A 16,747-nucleotide genomic window follows, 5' to 3' on the forward strand; every position below is an offset into this window, starting at 1 on the left:
CGGGTGGGCCTTGAGGATCGTTGGCGGATGGGCTAACGTTCGGAGACCTGCCAGCACCGGCACCTTCAGGAAGTCGACATGCCTCGCCGCACACCGGGCGAGATCAGGTCTCAGCTGCCGTTTCGAGACACAAGGCACGCCAGACGAACCGTCATACGAGGACTGTCTGCGTCAGCGAACCGAGAGATAGCTGTCTTCGAGCGCAAACGAGGCTTGCCGAGAGGTGACGTTGCGCTCGCCTTCCGACGCTGGGCCCTGCGGGCCGGGCGACCTCGTAGTGATGAAGAGTGGCGCTACGGGTACTCCGACGTCCCAACCGGGCACATCCGCACGCTGCTGGAAGTGACGGCATGGAACCTGCGATCCCGGGCACGGCGAGAGCTGCGAGCCGCGTTGGCTCCCGTCGACGCCCGAATCCTCGACAGAACGGTCAATGACCCGTTCGCTTCACAAGATCTTCCCTGGTGGCAACGGCGTATCGAAATTTGAAGCGGTCCGTTGATGTCTGAAGCACTGCGGCCGTCTCACTCAATCCAGTCCGCCCAGGTCACCGGCGCCCCTGCCGACTAACTTCGTTGAGACAGGTCAGTGGCGCCCCGGCGGCCCGGGCCGCCGCCGCTAGGGTCGGCGATGGCGTGCGAGGGCGGGCCCTCCGCCGGGCCGGGGAGGGGGTCGGCGCCGCGACCGGGGGCGTCACCGGCTCCGCTGCGGAGGTTCCATGAACGCTTCGTCCACCGCGCCGCCCCCCCGCGCGGGACCGCACCCGGGTGAGGGTCCGGCAGGGCAGCACGCTGCTGCGCTGGCTGTTCACCACGGACCACAAGGTCATCGGGAACCTCTACCTGGCGACGGCCTTCGGCTTCTTCCTGGTCGGGGGCGTGCTCGCGCTGCTGATGCGGGCCCAGCTGCTGGGGCCGGAGACCGGGCTGCTGTCGAACGAGCGGTACAACCAGCTGTTCACCATGCACGGCACGATCATGCTGCTGCTGTTCGCCACCCCGACCTTCGCCGGGTTCGCCAACGCGATCATGCCCCTGCAGATCGGCTCGCCGGACGTCGCCTTCCCCCGGCTGAACGCCTTCACCTACTGGGCGTTCCTGCTGGGCGGGCTGACGGTGCTGAGCGGCTTCCTCACCACCGGGGGCGCGCCCTCCTTCGGCTGGTTCGCCTACGCGCCGCTGAACGGCCCGCTGTTCTCGCCGGGGGCGGGCGGGGACCTGTGGGCGTTCGGCCTGGTGGTGGCCGGCCTCGGCACCATCCTGGGCGCGGTCAACCTCATCACCACCATCACCTGCCTGCGGGCGCCGGGCATGACGCTGTTCCGGATGCCGGTCTTCACCTGGAACGTGCTGTTCACCTCGGTCATGGTGCTGCTGGCCTTCCCGGTGCTGACCGCCGCGCTACATCGTCGCGCTGCCGTTCTTCGGCGTCATCAGCGAGATCATCCCGGTGTTCAGCCGCAAACCGCTGTTCGGCTACCACGGGATGGTCGGCGCGACCATCGCCATCACCGCGCTGTCCATGTCGGTGTGGGCGCACCACATGTTCGCCACCGGCCAGGTGCTGCTGCCGTTCTTCGCGATGATGTCCTTCCTCATCGCGGTGCCCACCGGGGTGAAGTTCTTCAACTGGGTCGGGACGATGTGGAACGGCTCGCTCTCCTTCGAGACCCCGATGCTCTGGTCGGTCGGCTTCCTGGTGACCTTCCTGTTCGGCGGGCTGAGCGGGGTGCTGCTGGCGGCGCCGCCGATCGACTTCCACGTCACCGACAGCTACTTCGTGGTGGCCCACCTGCACTACGTGCTGTTCGGGACGGTCGTCTTCGCCACCTTCACGGCCCTGAACGTGTGCGCCTCGATCGGCTCGTTCCTGCTCGGGGTCTCCAACCTGCCGTTCTTCTACAACGTCTGGCGGACCACCAGGTACGGCGAGAAGGTCGCCGAGGACGACCCGTGGGGCTGGGGCCGGTCGCTGGAGTGGGCCACCTCCAGCCCGCCGCCGCCGCACAACTTCCACGCGCTGCCCCGGATCCGCTCGGAGTCGCCGGCCTTCGATCTGCACCATCCGGAGGTGTCCGCGGCGGAGTCGCCGACCGGCGCGTCCGGTGTGCCGTACGGCCGTACCGGCGGACGGGGGAGCGGGCGGTGAAGGCGGAGGGGTGGCTGTTCGCGGTGATGACCGCGTTCTTCGCGGTGACCGGGCTGGTCTACGGCCTCTGGGCCCGGGAGCCGGCCGGCAAGGCGATCCTGACGGTGGCGTTCCTGATGTCCGGTCTGGTCGCGCTGTTCTGGTTCGTCCAGTACCGGCGGTCGGGCGGCGGCCGGGCGCAGGACCGCGAGGAGGCCGAGATCGCGGAGGCCGCCGGGCCGGTGGGGTTCTTCCCGGCCCGCAGCGGCTACCCGGTCCTCGCGGCGGTCGGCGTGACGGTCTTCGCCCTCGGGCTGGTGTTCGCGCGGTGGCTGATCGTCGTCGGCGCCCTGGTGCTCGCGCTCGCCGTCGCCGGCTTCATCTTCCAGTACCGCGACCACGGCGCGGGCTGAGCCGGCGCAGCAGCCGCCGGAGCGGGCCGCCCGGGCCCGCCCCGGGCGCCGGGACGGCCGGGGGAGCGGGGTGGGCCGGGGAGGTGAGGACGGCCGCCATCCGCTCCGACTCCCTTGCGGTGGCTGGCAGTTCGACCCGGTCGCGGTGGAACCAGGAGCTCGCGGCGGCGCGCACCCGCTCGTGCCGTGGCGCCCCCTGCGGGGCGGTGACCGGCTCGGCCGCGGCGCGCGCCAGCAGCACGTACCGCTCGGCCTCGGGCAGCGGGCGGTGGTGGCCGGAGAAGCCGCCGTCCTGGGCCTGGTCGATCCGGCCGGTCTCGTCGCCGTCCAGCAGCCGGTCGCGGTCCCGGGCCTGGAGGGCCAGGCAGAGGCGCCGGGTGAGCAGGAAGACCACCGGCGGCAGCACGACCAGCGCCGTCCGCAGCACCACGGTGAGCGCGTTGACGTCGAGCCCGAAGGTGTACGCGATCACGTCGTTGCCGCCGGCGACCAGCAGCACCGCGTAGACGGTGATCCCGGCGGTGCCCAGCGCGGTGCGGGTGGGCTTGTTGCGCGGGCGGTCGCACAGGTGGTGCTCGCCGGTGCCGGGGTCGAGCCACCGTTCGACGAAGGGGTAGGCGTACAGCGCCGCGAACAGCAGGCCGGGCACCACCAGGGCGGGCAGCAGCACGTTCCAGGACAGGGTGTGCCCGAGCACCCTGGTCTCCGCGGCCGGCATCAGCCGCAGCGCCCCCTCGATGAAGCCGATGTACCAGTCCGGCTGCGCGCCCGTGCCGACCACGTCGGGGCGGTAGGAGCCGTACCGCCAGACCGGGTTGACCTCGGCGAGGAACGCCGAGAGCGCCATCACGCCGCCCACCGCGAACAGCAGGCCCGTCGTGCGGGTCAGGAACTGGGGGAAGAACGGCATCCCCACCACGTTGCGGTTGGTACGGCCGGGGGCGGCCCAGTGGGTGTGCTTCAGCACCACCACCAGCGTCAGGTGCGCCCCGACCAGGGCCAGCAGCAGGCCGGGCACCAGCAGGACGTGCACGGTGAACAGCCGGGGGATGACGTCGTGCCCGGGGAACTCGCCGCCGAAGGCGAACAGGGTGAGGTACGTGCCGACCAGCGGCACCGAGAGCAGCACGCCCTCGGCGATCCGCAGGCCGGTGCCGGAGAGGGTGTCGTCGGGCAGCGAGTAGCCGGAGAACCCCTCCAGCAGCGCCAGGTTGAACAGCGTCACCCCGATCACCCAGTTGAGCTCGCGCGGGCGGCGGAACGCCCCGGTGAAGAACACCCGCAGCAGGTGCGCGCCGATCGCCGAGGCGAACAACAGGGCCGACCAGTGGTGGATCTGACGGATCAGCAGTCCGCCCCGCACCTCGAAGCTGATCCGCAGGGTCGACGCGTACGCCTCGGACACCCGGACGCCGTCGAGCGGCAGGTAGGCGCCCTGGTAGACGACCTCGTTCATGCTCGGCCGGAAGAAGAAGGTCAGGTAGACGCCGGTCAGCAGCAGCACCACGAAGCTGTACAGCGCGAGTTCGCCGAGCAGGAACGACCAGTGGTCCGGGAAGACCTTGCGCAGCAGCTCCCGGCCCGCCTCCGTGACCGGCAGCCGCCCGTCCAGGCGGGCCGTGACGCGCTCGCCGGCGGACGGCTGGTGCCCGTTCGAAGCCCTGGTTTCGTCCACGGCAGGAACCTAGTGGGCCGTACGGCACGCGGGGCGGCCGAGCGCGGTCGGCGGCGGCAGAGCACTCCAACGGCGGAACGGGCGGCCGTTGCGGTGAGCCGCCCGGGACAGCAGCACGGCCGGCACGGTGCGACCAGGGAACGTCACCGACCGGAGGGACCTCGTGGAGATCGACCGGGGGACCTCGTGGACCGCCCAGCGGGATAGCCCAAGCGGGACGCCCGCCGCAATGACGACCCCCGACAACCGCGGGCCGCAACTTCCGTGACGGCATGGCAAGGGCGGCGCCCGCCGGCGCGGATAGGCTCCGGACGACCGACACCTTGATCACGATCTCCGGATCGGAGAGGGCGCCACCGCGTGAGCATCCAGCAGATCACCCCCAAGCAGCGGGGCTACCTGATCGTCAACTCCCACCCGGCCGGCAGCGAGGCCACCGTCGACCGCCAGTGGCGGCGCATCGAGCCCGCGGCCGCGACCGGCCGGGCCCCGGTCGTCCTGGTCCTCGGCGCCAGCGCCGGGTACGGCCAGGCGATCCTGCTCGCCGGGCTGCGCCGCCACGGCGTCCGCGGGATCGGCGTCGCCTACGAGGGCGCCGCCACCGAGCGGCGCACCGCCACCGCCGGCTGGTACCGCACCGCCGCGACCTCCGCCCTGGCCGAGGGCAGCGGGGGCGACGTCACCTTCCTCAACGCCGACGCCTACGCCGACGCCACCCGCGCCGAGGTGCTCAAGCTGCTCGCCGAGCGGTACGGCCCGGTCGACCACCTCGTCTACTCGCTGGCCTCGCCCCGGCGCACCGACCCGGCCACCGGCGAGGTCCACCACTCGGTGATCAAGCCGATCGGCTCCCCGTACACCTCGCCGTCCCTGCTCTTCGACGACGGGGCCCCGCAGGTCGGCACCGTCGACCTCGCCCCGGCCGACGAGGCCGAGCGGGCGGCGACCGTCAAGGTGATGGGCGGCGAGGACTGGGGGCTGTGGGTGCGGGCGCTGGCCGAGGCGGACCTGCTCGCCCCCGGCTTCACCACCGTGGCCCTGTCCTACGTCGGCTCCGAGATCACCGCGCCGGTCTACCGGCAGGGCACGATCGGCGCCGCCAAGGAGCACCTGGAGGCCACCGCCCGGGAGCTGCAGACCGGGGTGCTCGCCGACCGCGGCCGGGCGTTCACCGTGGTCGCCGGCGCGGCCGTCACCCAGGCGTCCACCGCCATCCCCTCCATCGCCCTCTACACCTCGCTGCTGCGCAACGTCCTCGGCGAGGACGGCTGGCGCACGACCGACGACCAGGCCGTGGACCTGTGGGAGCAGCTGACCGGCGTGAGGGAACCCGCCCTGGACGACCGGGGCCGCATCCGCCTGGACGGCTGGGAGCTCGACCCCGCCGCGCAGGACCGGGTGCGGGAGCTGTGGGCCGACCCGGCGGCCGCGCTGGCCGCCGACCCGGCCGGGGCCGCCTGGTTCTACAACCAGTTCCGGCAGCTGTACGGCTGGGACGTCCCCGGCGTCGACTACACCGTCGGGGTGGAGACCTCGGTGCCCTGGCCGGGGCAGCGGTAGCGGTCCGGCCGTCGGCGGACCGGGGCCGTCACGGACCCGGGTCAGGGGGCGCCGGGTTCGTCGAGCAGCAGTTCCAGGAGGGGCAGGGCCGCCTCCAGGGCGCGGCACTGCTCGGGGCTGAGCCGGGCGCTGCGGCGGGCCAGCAGGGCGGTGCGCTCGCGGCGGATCCGGGCCAGCGTCTCCAGCCCGAGGGGGGTGGGGGCGAGCAGCTGGGAGCGTCCGTCCTGCGGGTCGGGGGTCTTGGCGACCAGTCCGTCGGCGACCAGCGGGGTGACCGTACGGACCATGGACGGCACCGCTACGCCCTCGCGTGCGGCGAGTTCGCCGAGCCGCAGCGGCCCGTGCTGCTCCACCCGGGCCAGGGCGGAGAGCTGGGCGGCGGTGAGGTCCTGGTCGCCGGAGGCGCGGACCAGCTGGCGGTTGAGCCGGCCGATCGCCAGTCGGAGCCGGACGACGGCCTCGGCGGACAGGCCGCCGCCGTCCGCGCTCACGGCCCGGGCTCCTTCGTCGGCGGGGCGGCGGGCCGTGCGGGGGCGGGCGCGGTGGTGGCCGGTGAGGCACCGGAGGGTGAGGCACCGGAGGGTGAGGCGCCGGACGGTACGGAGCCGGACGGTGCGGAGGCCGGACGCGCGGCGGCGGGCCGGGTCCGCTCGCGCACCAGCGAGGCGGCCGCGGCGACCAGCGACATCGCGATCGCCAGCCAGAACACCACCACCAGCCCGTCATGGAAGGGCCCCGAGATCAGCTGGGGGAAGAACTCCCGGCCGGTCAGCGTCCGGACGTTGTCCGCCGGCAGCTGCCCGAGCACCTGCGGGCCCAGCAGCTGCTGGATCGGGTTGTACCCGAGGAAGGCCGCGAACAGGGTGCCCACCGGCGGCAGCGAGGCGATGGCGTGCGCGTCGGCGGCGGGCACGCCCTGGGCGGTCAGTCCGGCGGTGAGCGTGTGCGGCAGCGAGCCCGCCAGGCCGGCCACCATCAGGGAGAAGAAGACGCCGATCGACAGCACCATGCCGGCGTTCTGGAAGGTGGCCCGCATGCCGGAGGCCGCGCCGCGGGCGGCGGCCGGCACGCTGGACATGATCAGCGAGGTGTTGGGGGCGGCGAACAGGCCGCCGCCCAGGCCGTTGACGAACACCAGCAGGGCGAACCACGGGTAGCCGAAGTCGGTGGGCAGCAGGAGCAGCCCGGCGAAGGACAGCGCCATCACCACCAGTCCGCCGGCGGCGAAGAGCCGGGCCCCGGCGCGGTCGGACAGGTAGCCGGCGACCGGTCCGGCGGCCAGGAAGCCGACGGTCAGCGGGACGAGGTAGATCCCGGCCCACAGCGGGGTGTCGGCGTAGTCGTAGCCGTGCAGCGGCAGCCAGATGCCCTGCAGCCAGATGATCAGCATGAACTGCAGCCCGCCGCGGGCGATCGAGCCCAGCAGGGTGGCCGCGTTGCCGCCCGCGAAGACCGGGTCGCGGAAGAGCGAGAGCGGGAACATCGGCTCGGCGGTGCGGGACTCGACCAGGCAGAAGACGGCGAGCAGGGCCACCCCGCCGAACAGTCCGGCCAGCACCCAGGGGTTGGTCCAGCCCATGGTGTGGCCGCCGTACGGCTGGATGCCGTAGGTGATCGCGGCTAGCAGGGCGGTCAGGCCGACGCCGAAGGTGATGTTGCCCCACCAGTCGATCCGGGCGGGCTTGCGCACCCCGGTCTCGCGCAGCGACCGGTAGGCCCAGACCGTGCCGAGGATGCCGATCGGCACATTGACCCAGAAGATCGACCGCCAGTTCCACTCGGCCAGCAGCCCGCCCAGGACCAGGCCGATGAAGGACCCGGCGATGCCCGCGACGATGTTCACCCCCAGGGCTGTGCCGCGTTGGCGGGCCGGGAAGGCGTCGGTGATGATCGCCGCCGAGTTGGCCATCAGCATCGCCCCGCCGACCGCCTGCACGACCCGCCAGCCGATCAGCCACAGGGCCCCGGGCCCGCCGTGCAGCGGGTCGAGGGAGAGTGCCACCGAGGTGAGGGTGAAGATCAGGAAGCCCGCGTTGTAGATCCGCACCCGGCCGTGGATGTCGCCCAGTCTGCCGAGGGTGACCACCAGCACGGCGGTGACCAGCATGTAGCCCATCAGCATCCACAGCAGGTAGCTGACGTTGCCGGGGCGGAGCGGGTCCAGGCCGATGCCGTTGAAGATCGCGGGCAGCGAGATCAGCACGATCGAGGCGTTGACGGTGGCGATCAGGGTGCCGAGCGTGGTGTTGGACAGCGCCACCCACTTGTACCGGGGGTGCTCCGGTGCCACACCGTGGCCGGCCGGGTGCGGCCGCCCCGTCCTGCCGCCGTCGGAGAGTCGTGTCGCCACCGCTGCCTCCTGCGGGCCGGCCGGCGGGTCGGCGTGGGGAATTCGATAGCTTCCGCCAACTAACGATAGTCCGGCGGATGTTCGACCGGTAGACCCGGCCGGGGCACGGGGAGCGCGGGGGAGTGCCCGGGGCGCGCCGCCCGTCCGCCCTCCGTCGCCCCTCAGCCCTCGACGGACCGGGAGGGTCCCCGGCGGCCGCCCCGGTCCAGCAGTCGGACGGCGAGCGCGGCCAGCAGTGCGGCGGCCAGCGCGTACACGGGCAGCCAGAGCGTGGTGGTCGCGGACAGGCAGTCGGCGACGGCGTGCCCGGCCTGTTCGCCCTGGGCGGCGGCGAGCGCGGCGCCGTCCCGGGCGGCCAGGTCGCCGAGGGAGGCCTGGGCCTGCAGCCGGGCGTAGTCGCCCAGGCGGGGGCAGTCGCGGCGGGTGCCCGGCATCGGGAACAGCCAGGACCAGCGCTGCATCGCCGGGGCCAGGGCGAGGGCCACGCACAGTCCGATGACGAGCGTGTAGGCGGCCAGGCTCCGGGCGTAGCCGGACCCGGCGTCGGTCGCGCGGGCCGGCGGGCGGGTGGAGGAGAGGACCACCGCGAGGAGGGTCAGCCCGAGGTAGGTGGAGAACCACTGCCAGGAGCCGGAGGAGAGCGAGAAGGCGAGGACGGCGGCCAGCGCGGTGCCCAGGACCCCGGCCCGCGAGGTCACCCCCGGGGCGGGGGCGGGCCCCCGGGCGGCTCGGTGGCTGCGGTCGTCCATGCGCTCTCTCCCCTGGCCGGCGGCGGGCCACCAGTCTCCGGGCGGGGCCGTGCCGGGGCCCTCGCACCATGCCGGTCCGCCCGCCGCCTCGCCCGGTTGGCGGGCGGGGACGGCGGGCGGCACCGGCAGGGCTGCGGTGGCGGGGCGGCAGCGGCGGGGCGGCTCAGGCCTGCTCGGCCTGCTCGGGCGGCCACGGGCCGTGCGCCGCGACCTGGGCGCGCAGCCCGCGCAGCGCCCGGGCGGAGGCGATCCCGACCGCGCCGGTGACCAGGCCGTCCCGGACGCAGACGGCGGCGAAGCGGTGCTCCGCCAGGCTGCCGTCGACCACCTCGAACCGCTCGGCGCCGCCGGGCCGGCCGAACACCTGGACCCGCAGCCCGTACTGGTCGGTCCACAGGTACGGGACCGGCCGGTAGGCCTGCCGTTCGCCGTCCGGGCCGGCCAGCAGGTTCCGGGCCGCGTGCATGGCCTGCTCGGTGGCGTTGGTGCGCTGTTCGAGGCGGTGGTGGCGGCCGGTGCGCGGGTCGGGCCAGGAGGCGGCGTCCCCGGCCGCCCAGACGCCGGGGCCGGCGGCGCAGTAGGCGTCGCAGACCACGCCGTCGTCCAGCGGGACGCCGCTGCCGGCCAGCCACTCGGTGGCCGGTTCGGAGCCGACGGCCATCAGCACGGCGTCGGCGGCCAGTTCGGAGCCGTCGGCGAGCCGGACGCCGACGGCCCGGCCGCGCCGTTCGAGCAGTCCGGTGGCCACGCCCCGGTGCAGCCGCACCCCGTGCTCGCGGTGCAGGCCGGCCAGCAGCGCGGCCGTCTCGCTGCCGAGGACGGCGGCCAGCGGCGTGGCGGTGGAGGTCAGCCAGGTCACCTCGGCGCCGAGCCCGACGGCGGTGGCCGCCGCCTCGGCGCCGAGCAGCCCGCCGCCGACCACCAACAGCCTTACGCCCGCGCGCAGTTCCTCGCGCAGGGCGAGGGCGTCGGCGAGGGTGCGCAGCACGTGCGCCCCGGGCCGGGGAGCGTCGGCGCCCGGGAGCCGGCGCGGGCGGACCCCGGTGGCCACGATGACGGCCTCGCAGCGCACCCGTCCGCCGTCGAAGAGCCGGACGGTCCGCTCCCGGCGGTCCAGCCGCTCGGCCCGGACCCCGAGGCGCAGGTCGAGCCGGAGCTCCTCCAGCGCCTCGGGGCCGCGCAGGGCCAGGCGGTCGGGCTGCCACTCCCCGCCGAGCAGGTGCTTGGACAGCGGCGGCCGGTCGTACGGCGGTTCGGGCTCGGCCCCGATCAGGGTGAGGCGGCCGTCGTAGCCGGCCCGGCGCAGCGCCTCGGCGGCGTGCAGGCCGGCCGCGCCGGCGCCGACCACGGCCACGTCCCGCAGTGCGGTCACGCCTGGTCCAGGGTGATGGCCGAGGCCGGGCAGACCGCGGCGGCGTCCCGGACGGCCTGGTGGAGTTCGGCGGGCGGTCGGGCGTCGAGCAGGACGACGATGCCGTCCTCGTCGCGCTGGTCGAAGACGTCGGGGGCGGCGAGCACGCAGTGCCCGGCGCCGCAGCACTTCTCCTGGTCGATCCGGACGAGCATGGTCTTCCTTTCGGAACGGGCGCCCCGGCGGTGTGGACTCCGGTGCGGGGCAGGTGGGTTGGTGTGGTTCCGGGGGCTCCCGGGGGAGCCCGGGTCACCAGGCGATCGGCAGCTCGTGGACGCCGTAGATGAGCATCTCGCCGCGGAAGCGGACCTCCTCGAACGGTACGGTCAGGCGCAGTCCGGGCAGTCTGCGCAGGATGGTGGCCAGCGCGATCTGCAACTCCAGCCGGGCGAGCGGCTGTCCCAGGCACTGGTGGGCGCCGAAGCCGAAGGCCAGGTGGCGGCGGGCGTCGCGGGTCAGGTCGAGCTCGTCGCCGTCGGGGAACTCCCGCTCGTCCCGGTTGGCGGTGTTGACCATGCAGATGACGCCTTCGCCCGCCGCGATCCGCACGTCGCCCAGGTCGACGTCCTCGGTGGCGACCCGGGTCACGCCGGAGTGCACGATGGTCAGGTAGCGCAGCAGCTCCTCGACCGCGCCGGGCACGGACTCGGGGTGCTCGCGCAGGTGGGCGAGCTGGTCGGGGTTGCGCAGCAGGGCGAGCACGGAGAGCGCGGTCATGTTCGCCGTGGTCTCGTGTCCGGCGATCAGCAGCAGCCGGCCCATGTCGCCGATCTGCTGGGTGCTCAGCTCGCCGCGCTCCACCAGGCGGCTGAGGATGCCGTCGTCGGGGTGGGTACGCTTGGTCTCGGTGAGCCCGATCAGGTAGTCGACCAGCTTGGCCTGGGCGTCGGCGACGTCCTCGGCGGCGGAGTCGCGGCGCAGCAGGACGCGGCTGCACTCCTGGAAGAAGTCGTGGTCCTGGTAGGGGACGCCGAGCAGCAGGCAGATGACCAGGGACGGCAGCGGCAGGGCGAACTCGTGGACGAGGTCGGCGCCGGAGCGTCCGTCGGTCATCCGGTCCAGCAGGTCGTCGGCGATCCGCTGGATCTCCGGGCGCAGCGCCTCGACCTTCTTGATCATGAACTCGCCGGTCAGCATCCGGCGGAAGTGGGTGTGCTCCGGGGCGTCCATCCGGATGATGGTCGGCCGCCCGGTGTTCAGCTGCCGGGCGCCCGCGCTGATGAACGGGTAGCCGGGCCGGGTGGAGTCGGAGCTGAACCGGGCGTCGGAGAGGACGGCCTTGACGTCCTCGTGGCGGGTGACCAGCCAGCTGGTGGAGCCGTCCCACAGGGTGACGCGGCTGACCGGCTCCTCCTGCCGGGCCTGGTCGTACGCGGGCGGCGGGGCGAACGGGCAGGTGCCGCGGGCGGCGGGGTGGGTGAATCGGGGGGTCTTCTCGGCGGTGGCCATCGGTGGATCCCCTTCCGGGAGTCGAGCCGTGGGCACCTAGTTACGTGCCCAAAGCAACTAACTGAAAGTCACGCTAACTCGCGTTCCGTGGTGGCGAAAGGGCGGATCGGGTGACGGCCGAAACTGTCCGAAACCCGGCGCCGCCTCCCCGTCCCGGCCGCCGCCCGGACCGGATCGCTACAGTTCCCCCATGTCGGACGAAGAAGACGCCGAAGACGACCGGACCACCGCCTGCGGGCCGCAGGGCCCGAACGGCCTGGACGGCCTGGAGGACGTCCTGGCCACCCTGGCCTACCTGCTGACACGGTCACAGGAGCACGAGCGCCGCACCGCCAAGGCCGGCATCACCGCCGCCCGCTCGGACGTCTACCTGCTGCGCGCGCTCGCCGAGCGCGCGGAGGCCAGCCGGGTGAGCGACCTGGCCGACCGCCTGATGGTCAAGCCCTCCCACGTCACCCGCCAGATCGACCGCCTCCAGGGCCAGCAGCTGGTGGAACGCAGCCAGGACACGCAGGACCGGCGGGCCCGCCAGGTGGCCATCACCCGCGGCGGACGGGAAGTGCTGGACCGCCTGAAACAGGCCAACATCATCGGGCTCGCCGACGCGCTGGACGGCATCCCCGAGGCGGACGTCGTCACCACCGCCACCGTGCTGCGCCACCTCATCGACCGGTACGTGCACCGGGTGCGTGCCACGGGGGCCGACGACGACCCGCTCCCGGACCGGACGGACGGCGCCGCCGGCGCACCCGGTCCGGCGACGGGGCCCAGAACGGCCGCGTACCAAGGCGGTTGAGCCGGGGCAGCGCCCGGGTACGTCCTGCGGCATGTCGGACGAGAAGAACCGCGCCGTGGCCGAGGCGATCCTCCCGCTGGTCGGCGGCGCCGCCAACATCCGCTCGGTCGCCCACTGCATGACCCGGCTGCGGCTGGGCCTGGCGGACCGCTCCCTGGTCGACACCGAGGCGCTCCGGGCGCTGCCGGAGGTCCTGGGCACGGTCGAGGACGACACCTACCAGATCGTGCTCGGGCCCGCCGCCGTCGCCGGGGTCACCGAGCGGCTGCGCCGGCTCCTGGAACCCCCCGGCCCGGCGGCCGCCCCCACCGCCGAGGACCTCGCCGGGCGCGGCGAGCGCATCCGAGCCCAGGGCCGGGCGCGCAACGCGACCCCGGTGAAGCTGGCGCTGCGCCGGATCGCGAACATCTTCGTCCCGCTGATCCCCGCCCTGATCGGCTGCGGGATCGTCGCCGGCCTCTCCGGGGCGCTCGCCAACCTCGGCTGGGCACCGGCGCTGGTCACCGCCCTGGGCCCGGTCTCCTCCGGGTTCATGTCGCTGATCGCGGTCTTCGTCGGCTACAACACCGCGAAGGAGTTCGGCGGCACGCCCGTGCTCGGCGGCGCGGTGGCCAGCGTGATCGTCTACGCCGGGGTCGCCAAGGTGGAGGCCTTCGGCCACCACCTCACGCCCGGCCAGGGCGGCGTGGTCGGCGCGCTCGGCGCCGCACTGCTGGCCGTCCACCTGGAGCGCTGGACCCGCCGTCTGGTGCCCGCCGCCCTCGACGTCCTGGTCACCCCCACCGTCACCGTCCTGCTCGGCGGGCTGGCCGCGCTGTTCGGCCTGATGTACGTCGCCGGGGAGGTCTCCACCGCCATCGGCCACGCCGCCACCTGGCTGCTCGCCCACGGCGGCCTGCTCGCCGGACTCGTGCTCGGCGGCCTCTTCCTGCCGCTGGTGATGCTCGGCCTGCACCAGGCGCTGATCCCGATCCACACCACCCTGATCCAGCAGCAGGGCTCCACCGTCCTGCTGCCGATCCTCGCCATGGCCGGCGCCGGGCAGGTCGGCTGCGCGGTGGCGGTCTACCTGCGGCTGCGCCACAACGCCTCGATCCGGGCCACCATCAGGTCCGCGCTGCCGGCCGGTCTGCTCGGCGTCGGCGAGCCCCTGGTCTACGGCGTCACCCTGCCGCTGGGGCGCCCCTTCGTCACCGCCTGCGTCGGCGGCGCGGCCGGCGGCGCCTTCATCGGGGTGGCCGGACAGCTCGGCGACGCCGTCGGCTCCACCGCCATCGGCCCCTCCGGCTGGGCCCTCTTCCCGCTCCTGGCCGGCCCGCACGGACTCCTCGCGAGCGCCGCCGTCTACGGCGGCGGGCTGCTGACCGGCTACCTCGCGGGCTTCCTCGCCACCTGGTTCTTCGGCTTCACCCGCGAGACCCTCGCCGAGTACAACGCCGTTGCCCCGGAGAAGGGTTCGGAGTAGCCGCCGGGCCGCCGCCGAAGGGGATCGGCGGCGGCCCGGCGGTCAGGTGGCCAGGAAGCGCTCCCGGTGGACCTGTTCGGGCGGCACCCCTGCGGAAGCGGCGGTGCGCAGCACGGCGTCGACCAGGGGCGGCGGGCCGCAGACGTACAGGTCCGGTGCGGCGCCGCCGAGTTCGGGCAGGGCGGCGGCGAGCAGGTCGGCCGGGGTGCCGGTCGGGCCGGACCAGCCGGGGCCGGGCCCGCGGACACAGACCTCGTACCGGAAGCCGGGCAACTCGGCGGCTACGGCGGCGAGTTGGTCCAGTCCGAAGACGTCCCGCGGCTCGTTGACGCCGAGGAACAGCCGGGCGGGTTGCGGATCCTGCCACTCGGCCATCCGGCGGACCATCGCCAGCAGCGGGGCCAGGCCGGTGCCGCCGGCCAGGAACCAGCGCGGCCGCAGGCCGGTCTCGTGCAGGCCGAAGGCGCCCTGCGGGCCGTGCACGGTGAGCCGGTCGCCCGGGCGGGCCCGGTCGGCGAGGTAGCAGGAGAAGTGCCCGCCCTCCCGCAGCCGGACGTAGAACTCCAGCCGGCCCTCCCAGTTGCCGGTGTTGGCGGGGGAGTAGGCGCGCTTCACCTCGCTGCCGGGTGCCTGGAGCTCCATGAACTGCCCCGGGTCGAACTGGCAGTCCGGGTCGTCGAGGCGCAGCTCCAGCCGCACGGTGTCCGGGGTGGCCTGGTCCACCGCCGTGACGGTGGCCGCGCGGACCGGGACGGCGCCGTACAGGACGCGGGCCTGCTCGTACGGCAGGGCGGCGGTCAGCGGACCGCGCGGGAAGGTGCGGCAGAGCAGCACCTCGCCGCGCTCGCGCCCGTCCGGCGGGAGGGCCTGGTCGCTGTGCGGCCCGAGGTCGTACGGGCCGTCGGTGACGGAGGCGTGGCAGGAGCCGCAGGTGCCCCGGCGGCAGGAGGCGGGCAGGGCGGCGCCGGCTTCCGCCGCGGCCTCCAGGACGCTGAGGCCGGGGGCGCAGTCGAACTCCAGCCGGCCGCCGTCGCTGGTGGTGAGGGTGACCGGGTGGGCGTGCCCCGCGCTCACGACGCCGTCCGTTCGAGCGCGGCGGCCAGGTCGGCCGCCGGGTCGCCGGCCACCCGCAGGCCGAACCGCTTCACCAGCTCGCCGACCAGGGCGGGGGTCAGGAAGCCGGGCAGCGAGGGGCCGAGGTGGATGTCGCGGATGCCCAGCGCGAGCAGGGTGAGCAGCACCGCGACGGCCTTCTGCTCGGTCCAGGACAGCGCCAGGGTGAGCGGCAGGTCGTTGATGTCGCACTCGAAGGCGTCGGCGAGCGCGGTGGCGATCCGGATGGCGGAGTAGGCGTCGTTGCACTGGCCGAGGTCGAGCAGCCGGGGCAGGCCCGCGATCTCGCCGAAGTCGTGCCGGTTGAAGCGGTACTTGGCGCAGCCGAGGGTGAGCACCACGCTGTCGCGGGGCGCGCCGAGGGCGAGGTCGGTGTAGTAGTCGCGGCCGGGGGTGGGGCCGTCGCAGCCGCCGATCAGGAAGAAGTGCCGGATGTCGCCCTGCCGCACCGCGTGGACGACCTGGTCGGCGACCGCGAGCACGGCGTCCCGGCCGAAGCCGACGGTGACGGCATCCTCCTCGGCGGCGGTCTCCGGGAAGCCGGGCAGGGCGTGGGCGGCCTGGATCAGCGGGCGGAAGTCGTGGTCGGCGAGGTGCCGGACGCCGGGCCAGCCGACCGGTCCGGCGGTGAAGATCCGGCGGCGGTAGGCGGCGTGCGGCTCGATGACGCAGTTGGAGGTCATCAGGACCGGGCCGGGGAAGGCGGCGAAGTCCCGCTGCTGGTCCTGCCAGGCGCCGCCGTAGTTGCCGGCCAGGTGCGGGTGGGCCTTGAGCAGCGGGTAGGCGTGGGCGGGGAGCATCTCGCCGTGGGTGTAGACGTTGATGCCCTGGCCCCTGGTCTGCACCAGGAGGGCCTCCAGGTCCCGCAGGTCGTGGCCGCTGACCAGGACGGCCTTTCCGGCGACCGGGGTGGTGCGGACGGCGGTGGGCCGCTGGGGCCCGTAGGTGCCGGTGTTGGCGGCGTCGAGCAGTTCGATCGCCGCGAGGTTGAGCCGGCCGAGGCCGACGGCGCGCTCCAGCAGTTCGGCGGGGTCGGTCGGCTCGCCGGCCAGGTAGGCGAGGGCGTCCTCGACGCCGCCGAGCACCTCGGCGCTGCGGCGGCCGAGCACGTCGGCGTGGTGGGCGTAGGCGCAGATGCCCTTGAGCGCGTAGAGGTGGAGTGCGCGGAGCCCGACCACCTCGGGCCCGACCAGGGGGAGCCCGATGTCCACCCGGACGCCCGACGCCTGGCCGACCAGGGCGCCGGGGTCCGCGGCCGGGGCCCAGGCGGCCGGGCCGGTGAGCGTCTCCGGCTGCTGCCCGGCGGCGCGCGCGGCCCGCTCGTACCGGTCCCTGGTCCGGTTCCGGACGCCGACGGCCAGCTGGATCAGGGCGGCGAAGCGGGTGGGGTTGAAGTTGACGTTGGTGAGCGTGGTGAAGAGCGCGTACAGGACGAAGGCCGCCGCCTCGTCGTCCGGGTCGCCGAGGGCGCGCGTCTTGGCGGCGTACTGGGAGATGCCCTTGACCGCGTGGATCAGCAGGTCCTGGAGGTCCGAGGTGGGGGAGTCCTTGCCGCAGTTGCCGATCGGACCGGCGCAGCCGGGGGTGGAGCCGGTGCGGTCGGTCTGTTCGCACTGGTAGCAGAACATGCGGGTCCTCC

13 protein-coding genes and 1 pseudogene are annotated in these 16,747 nt (G+C 74.1%); 5 read left to right on the top strand and 9 right to left on the bottom strand.

What is annotated here, in order from left to right:
* Positions 1-767: 767 nt before the first annotated feature.
* Together ACFVU7_RS22550 and ACFVU7_RS22555 are read left to right on the top strand one after the other, a co-directional pair.
* Positions 768-2,148: pseudogene (locus ACFVU7_RS22550) on the top strand (cbb3-type cytochrome c oxidase subunit I).
* The gene (locus tag ACFVU7_RS22555) at positions 2,145-2,540 is read left to right on the top strand and encodes a cytochrome c oxidase subunit 4 (RefSeq protein WP_049660513.1); all 396 of its coding nucleotides are present in this window, start codon (positions 2,145-2,147) and stop codon (positions 2,538-2,540) included. The pseudogene ACFVU7_RS22550 and the gene ACFVU7_RS22555 overlap by 4 nt, the downstream one beginning before the upstream one ends.
* On the opposite strand, the gene ACFVU7_RS22560 is transcribed toward ACFVU7_RS22555, so the two are convergent.
* Entirely contained in the window at positions 2,506-4,215 is a 1,710-nt protein-coding gene (locus tag ACFVU7_RS22560; protein ID WP_388046693.1) for a cytochrome bc complex cytochrome b subunit, read from the bottom strand. The two genes, ACFVU7_RS22555 and ACFVU7_RS22560, sit on opposite strands and share 35 nt — an antisense overlap.
* 360 nt (positions 4,216-4,575) lie before the next feature.
* Here ACFVU7_RS22560 and ACFVU7_RS22565 point away from each other — a divergent pair, with 360 nt between their 5' ends.
* Positions 4,576-5,775, top strand: coding sequence for an enoyl-[acyl-carrier-protein] reductase FabV (locus ACFVU7_RS22565; protein WP_388046695.1), 1,200 nt, complete (start codon positions 4,576-4,578; stop codon positions 5,773-5,775).
* A gap of 41 nt (positions 5,776-5,816) precedes the next feature.
* Here the strand turns inward: ACFVU7_RS22565 and ACFVU7_RS22570 are convergent, their stop codons facing one another.
* The 6 genes from ACFVU7_RS22570 to ACFVU7_RS22595 form a co-directional block, all read right to left on the bottom strand.
* Entirely contained in the window at positions 5,817-6,266 is a 450-nt protein-coding gene (locus ACFVU7_RS22570; RefSeq protein ID WP_380777122.1) for a MarR family winged helix-turn-helix transcriptional regulator, read from the bottom strand.
* Complete coding sequence (locus tag ACFVU7_RS22575; RefSeq protein ID WP_388046945.1) at positions 6,263-8,065, bottom strand: MFS transporter; 1,803 nt, start codon at positions 8,063-8,065, stop codon at positions 6,263-6,265. Before ACFVU7_RS22575 ends, ACFVU7_RS22570 begins: the two co-directional genes overlap by 4 nt.
* 221 nt (positions 8,066-8,286) lie before the next feature.
* Positions 8,287-8,874 (bottom strand): hypothetical protein, encoded by a 588-nt coding sequence (locus tag ACFVU7_RS22580; protein ID WP_388046697.1) that lies wholly within the window; start codon positions 8,872-8,874, stop codon positions 8,287-8,289.
* Positions 8,875-9,037: 163 nt separating this feature from the next.
* Complete coding sequence (locus tag ACFVU7_RS22585; protein WP_388046699.1) at positions 9,038-10,246, bottom strand: NAD(P)/FAD-dependent oxidoreductase; 1,209 nt, start codon at positions 10,244-10,246, stop codon at positions 9,038-9,040.
* On the bottom strand, positions 10,243-10,440 hold the full coding sequence (locus ACFVU7_RS22590) for a ferredoxin (protein WP_049654383.1): 198 nt from the start codon (positions 10,438-10,440) through the stop codon (positions 10,243-10,245). Before ACFVU7_RS22590 ends, ACFVU7_RS22585 begins: the two co-directional genes overlap by 4 nt.
* A gap of 94 nt (positions 10,441-10,534) precedes the next feature.
* Entirely contained in the window at positions 10,535-11,734 is a 1,200-nt protein-coding gene (locus tag ACFVU7_RS22595; protein ID WP_117486442.1) for a cytochrome P450, read from the bottom strand.
* A 190-nt stretch (positions 11,735-11,924) separates the two neighbouring features.
* Between ACFVU7_RS22595 and ACFVU7_RS22600 the strand changes: the two genes are divergently transcribed.
* The gene (locus tag ACFVU7_RS22600; RefSeq protein WP_388046702.1) at positions 11,925-12,530 is read left to right on the top strand and encodes a MarR family winged helix-turn-helix transcriptional regulator; all 606 of its coding nucleotides are present in this window, start codon (positions 11,925-11,927) and stop codon (positions 12,528-12,530) included.
* A 31-nt stretch (positions 12,531-12,561) separates the two neighbouring features.
* The gene (locus ACFVU7_RS22605) at positions 12,562-13,995 is read left to right on the top strand and encodes a PTS transporter subunit EIIC (protein ID WP_388046704.1); all 1,434 of its coding nucleotides are present in this window, start codon (positions 12,562-12,564) and stop codon (positions 13,993-13,995) included.
* A 42-nt stretch (positions 13,996-14,037) separates the two neighbouring features.
* Here ACFVU7_RS22605 and ACFVU7_RS22610 read toward each other — a convergent pair whose 3' ends face one another.
* Positions 14,038-15,069 carry an FAD-binding oxidoreductase gene (locus ACFVU7_RS22610; protein ID WP_388046706.1) on the bottom strand — a complete coding sequence of 344 codons (1,032 nt, stop codon included), beginning with the start codon at positions 15,067-15,069 and terminating at the stop codon, positions 14,038-14,040.
* On the bottom strand, positions 15,066-16,736 hold the full coding sequence (gene hcp, locus ACFVU7_RS22615; protein WP_388046708.1) for a hydroxylamine reductase: 1,671 nt from the start codon (positions 16,734-16,736) through the stop codon (positions 15,066-15,068). The genes ACFVU7_RS22610 and hcp overlap by 4 nt, the downstream gene beginning before the upstream one ends.
* Positions 16,737-16,747: the final 11 nt, after the last annotated feature.

The organism is Kitasatospora sp. NPDC058046 (assembly GCF_042885595.1).
In the GTDB taxonomy this organism is placed as follows: Bacteria; Actinomycetota; Actinomycetes; order Streptomycetales; family Streptomycetaceae; genus Kitasatospora.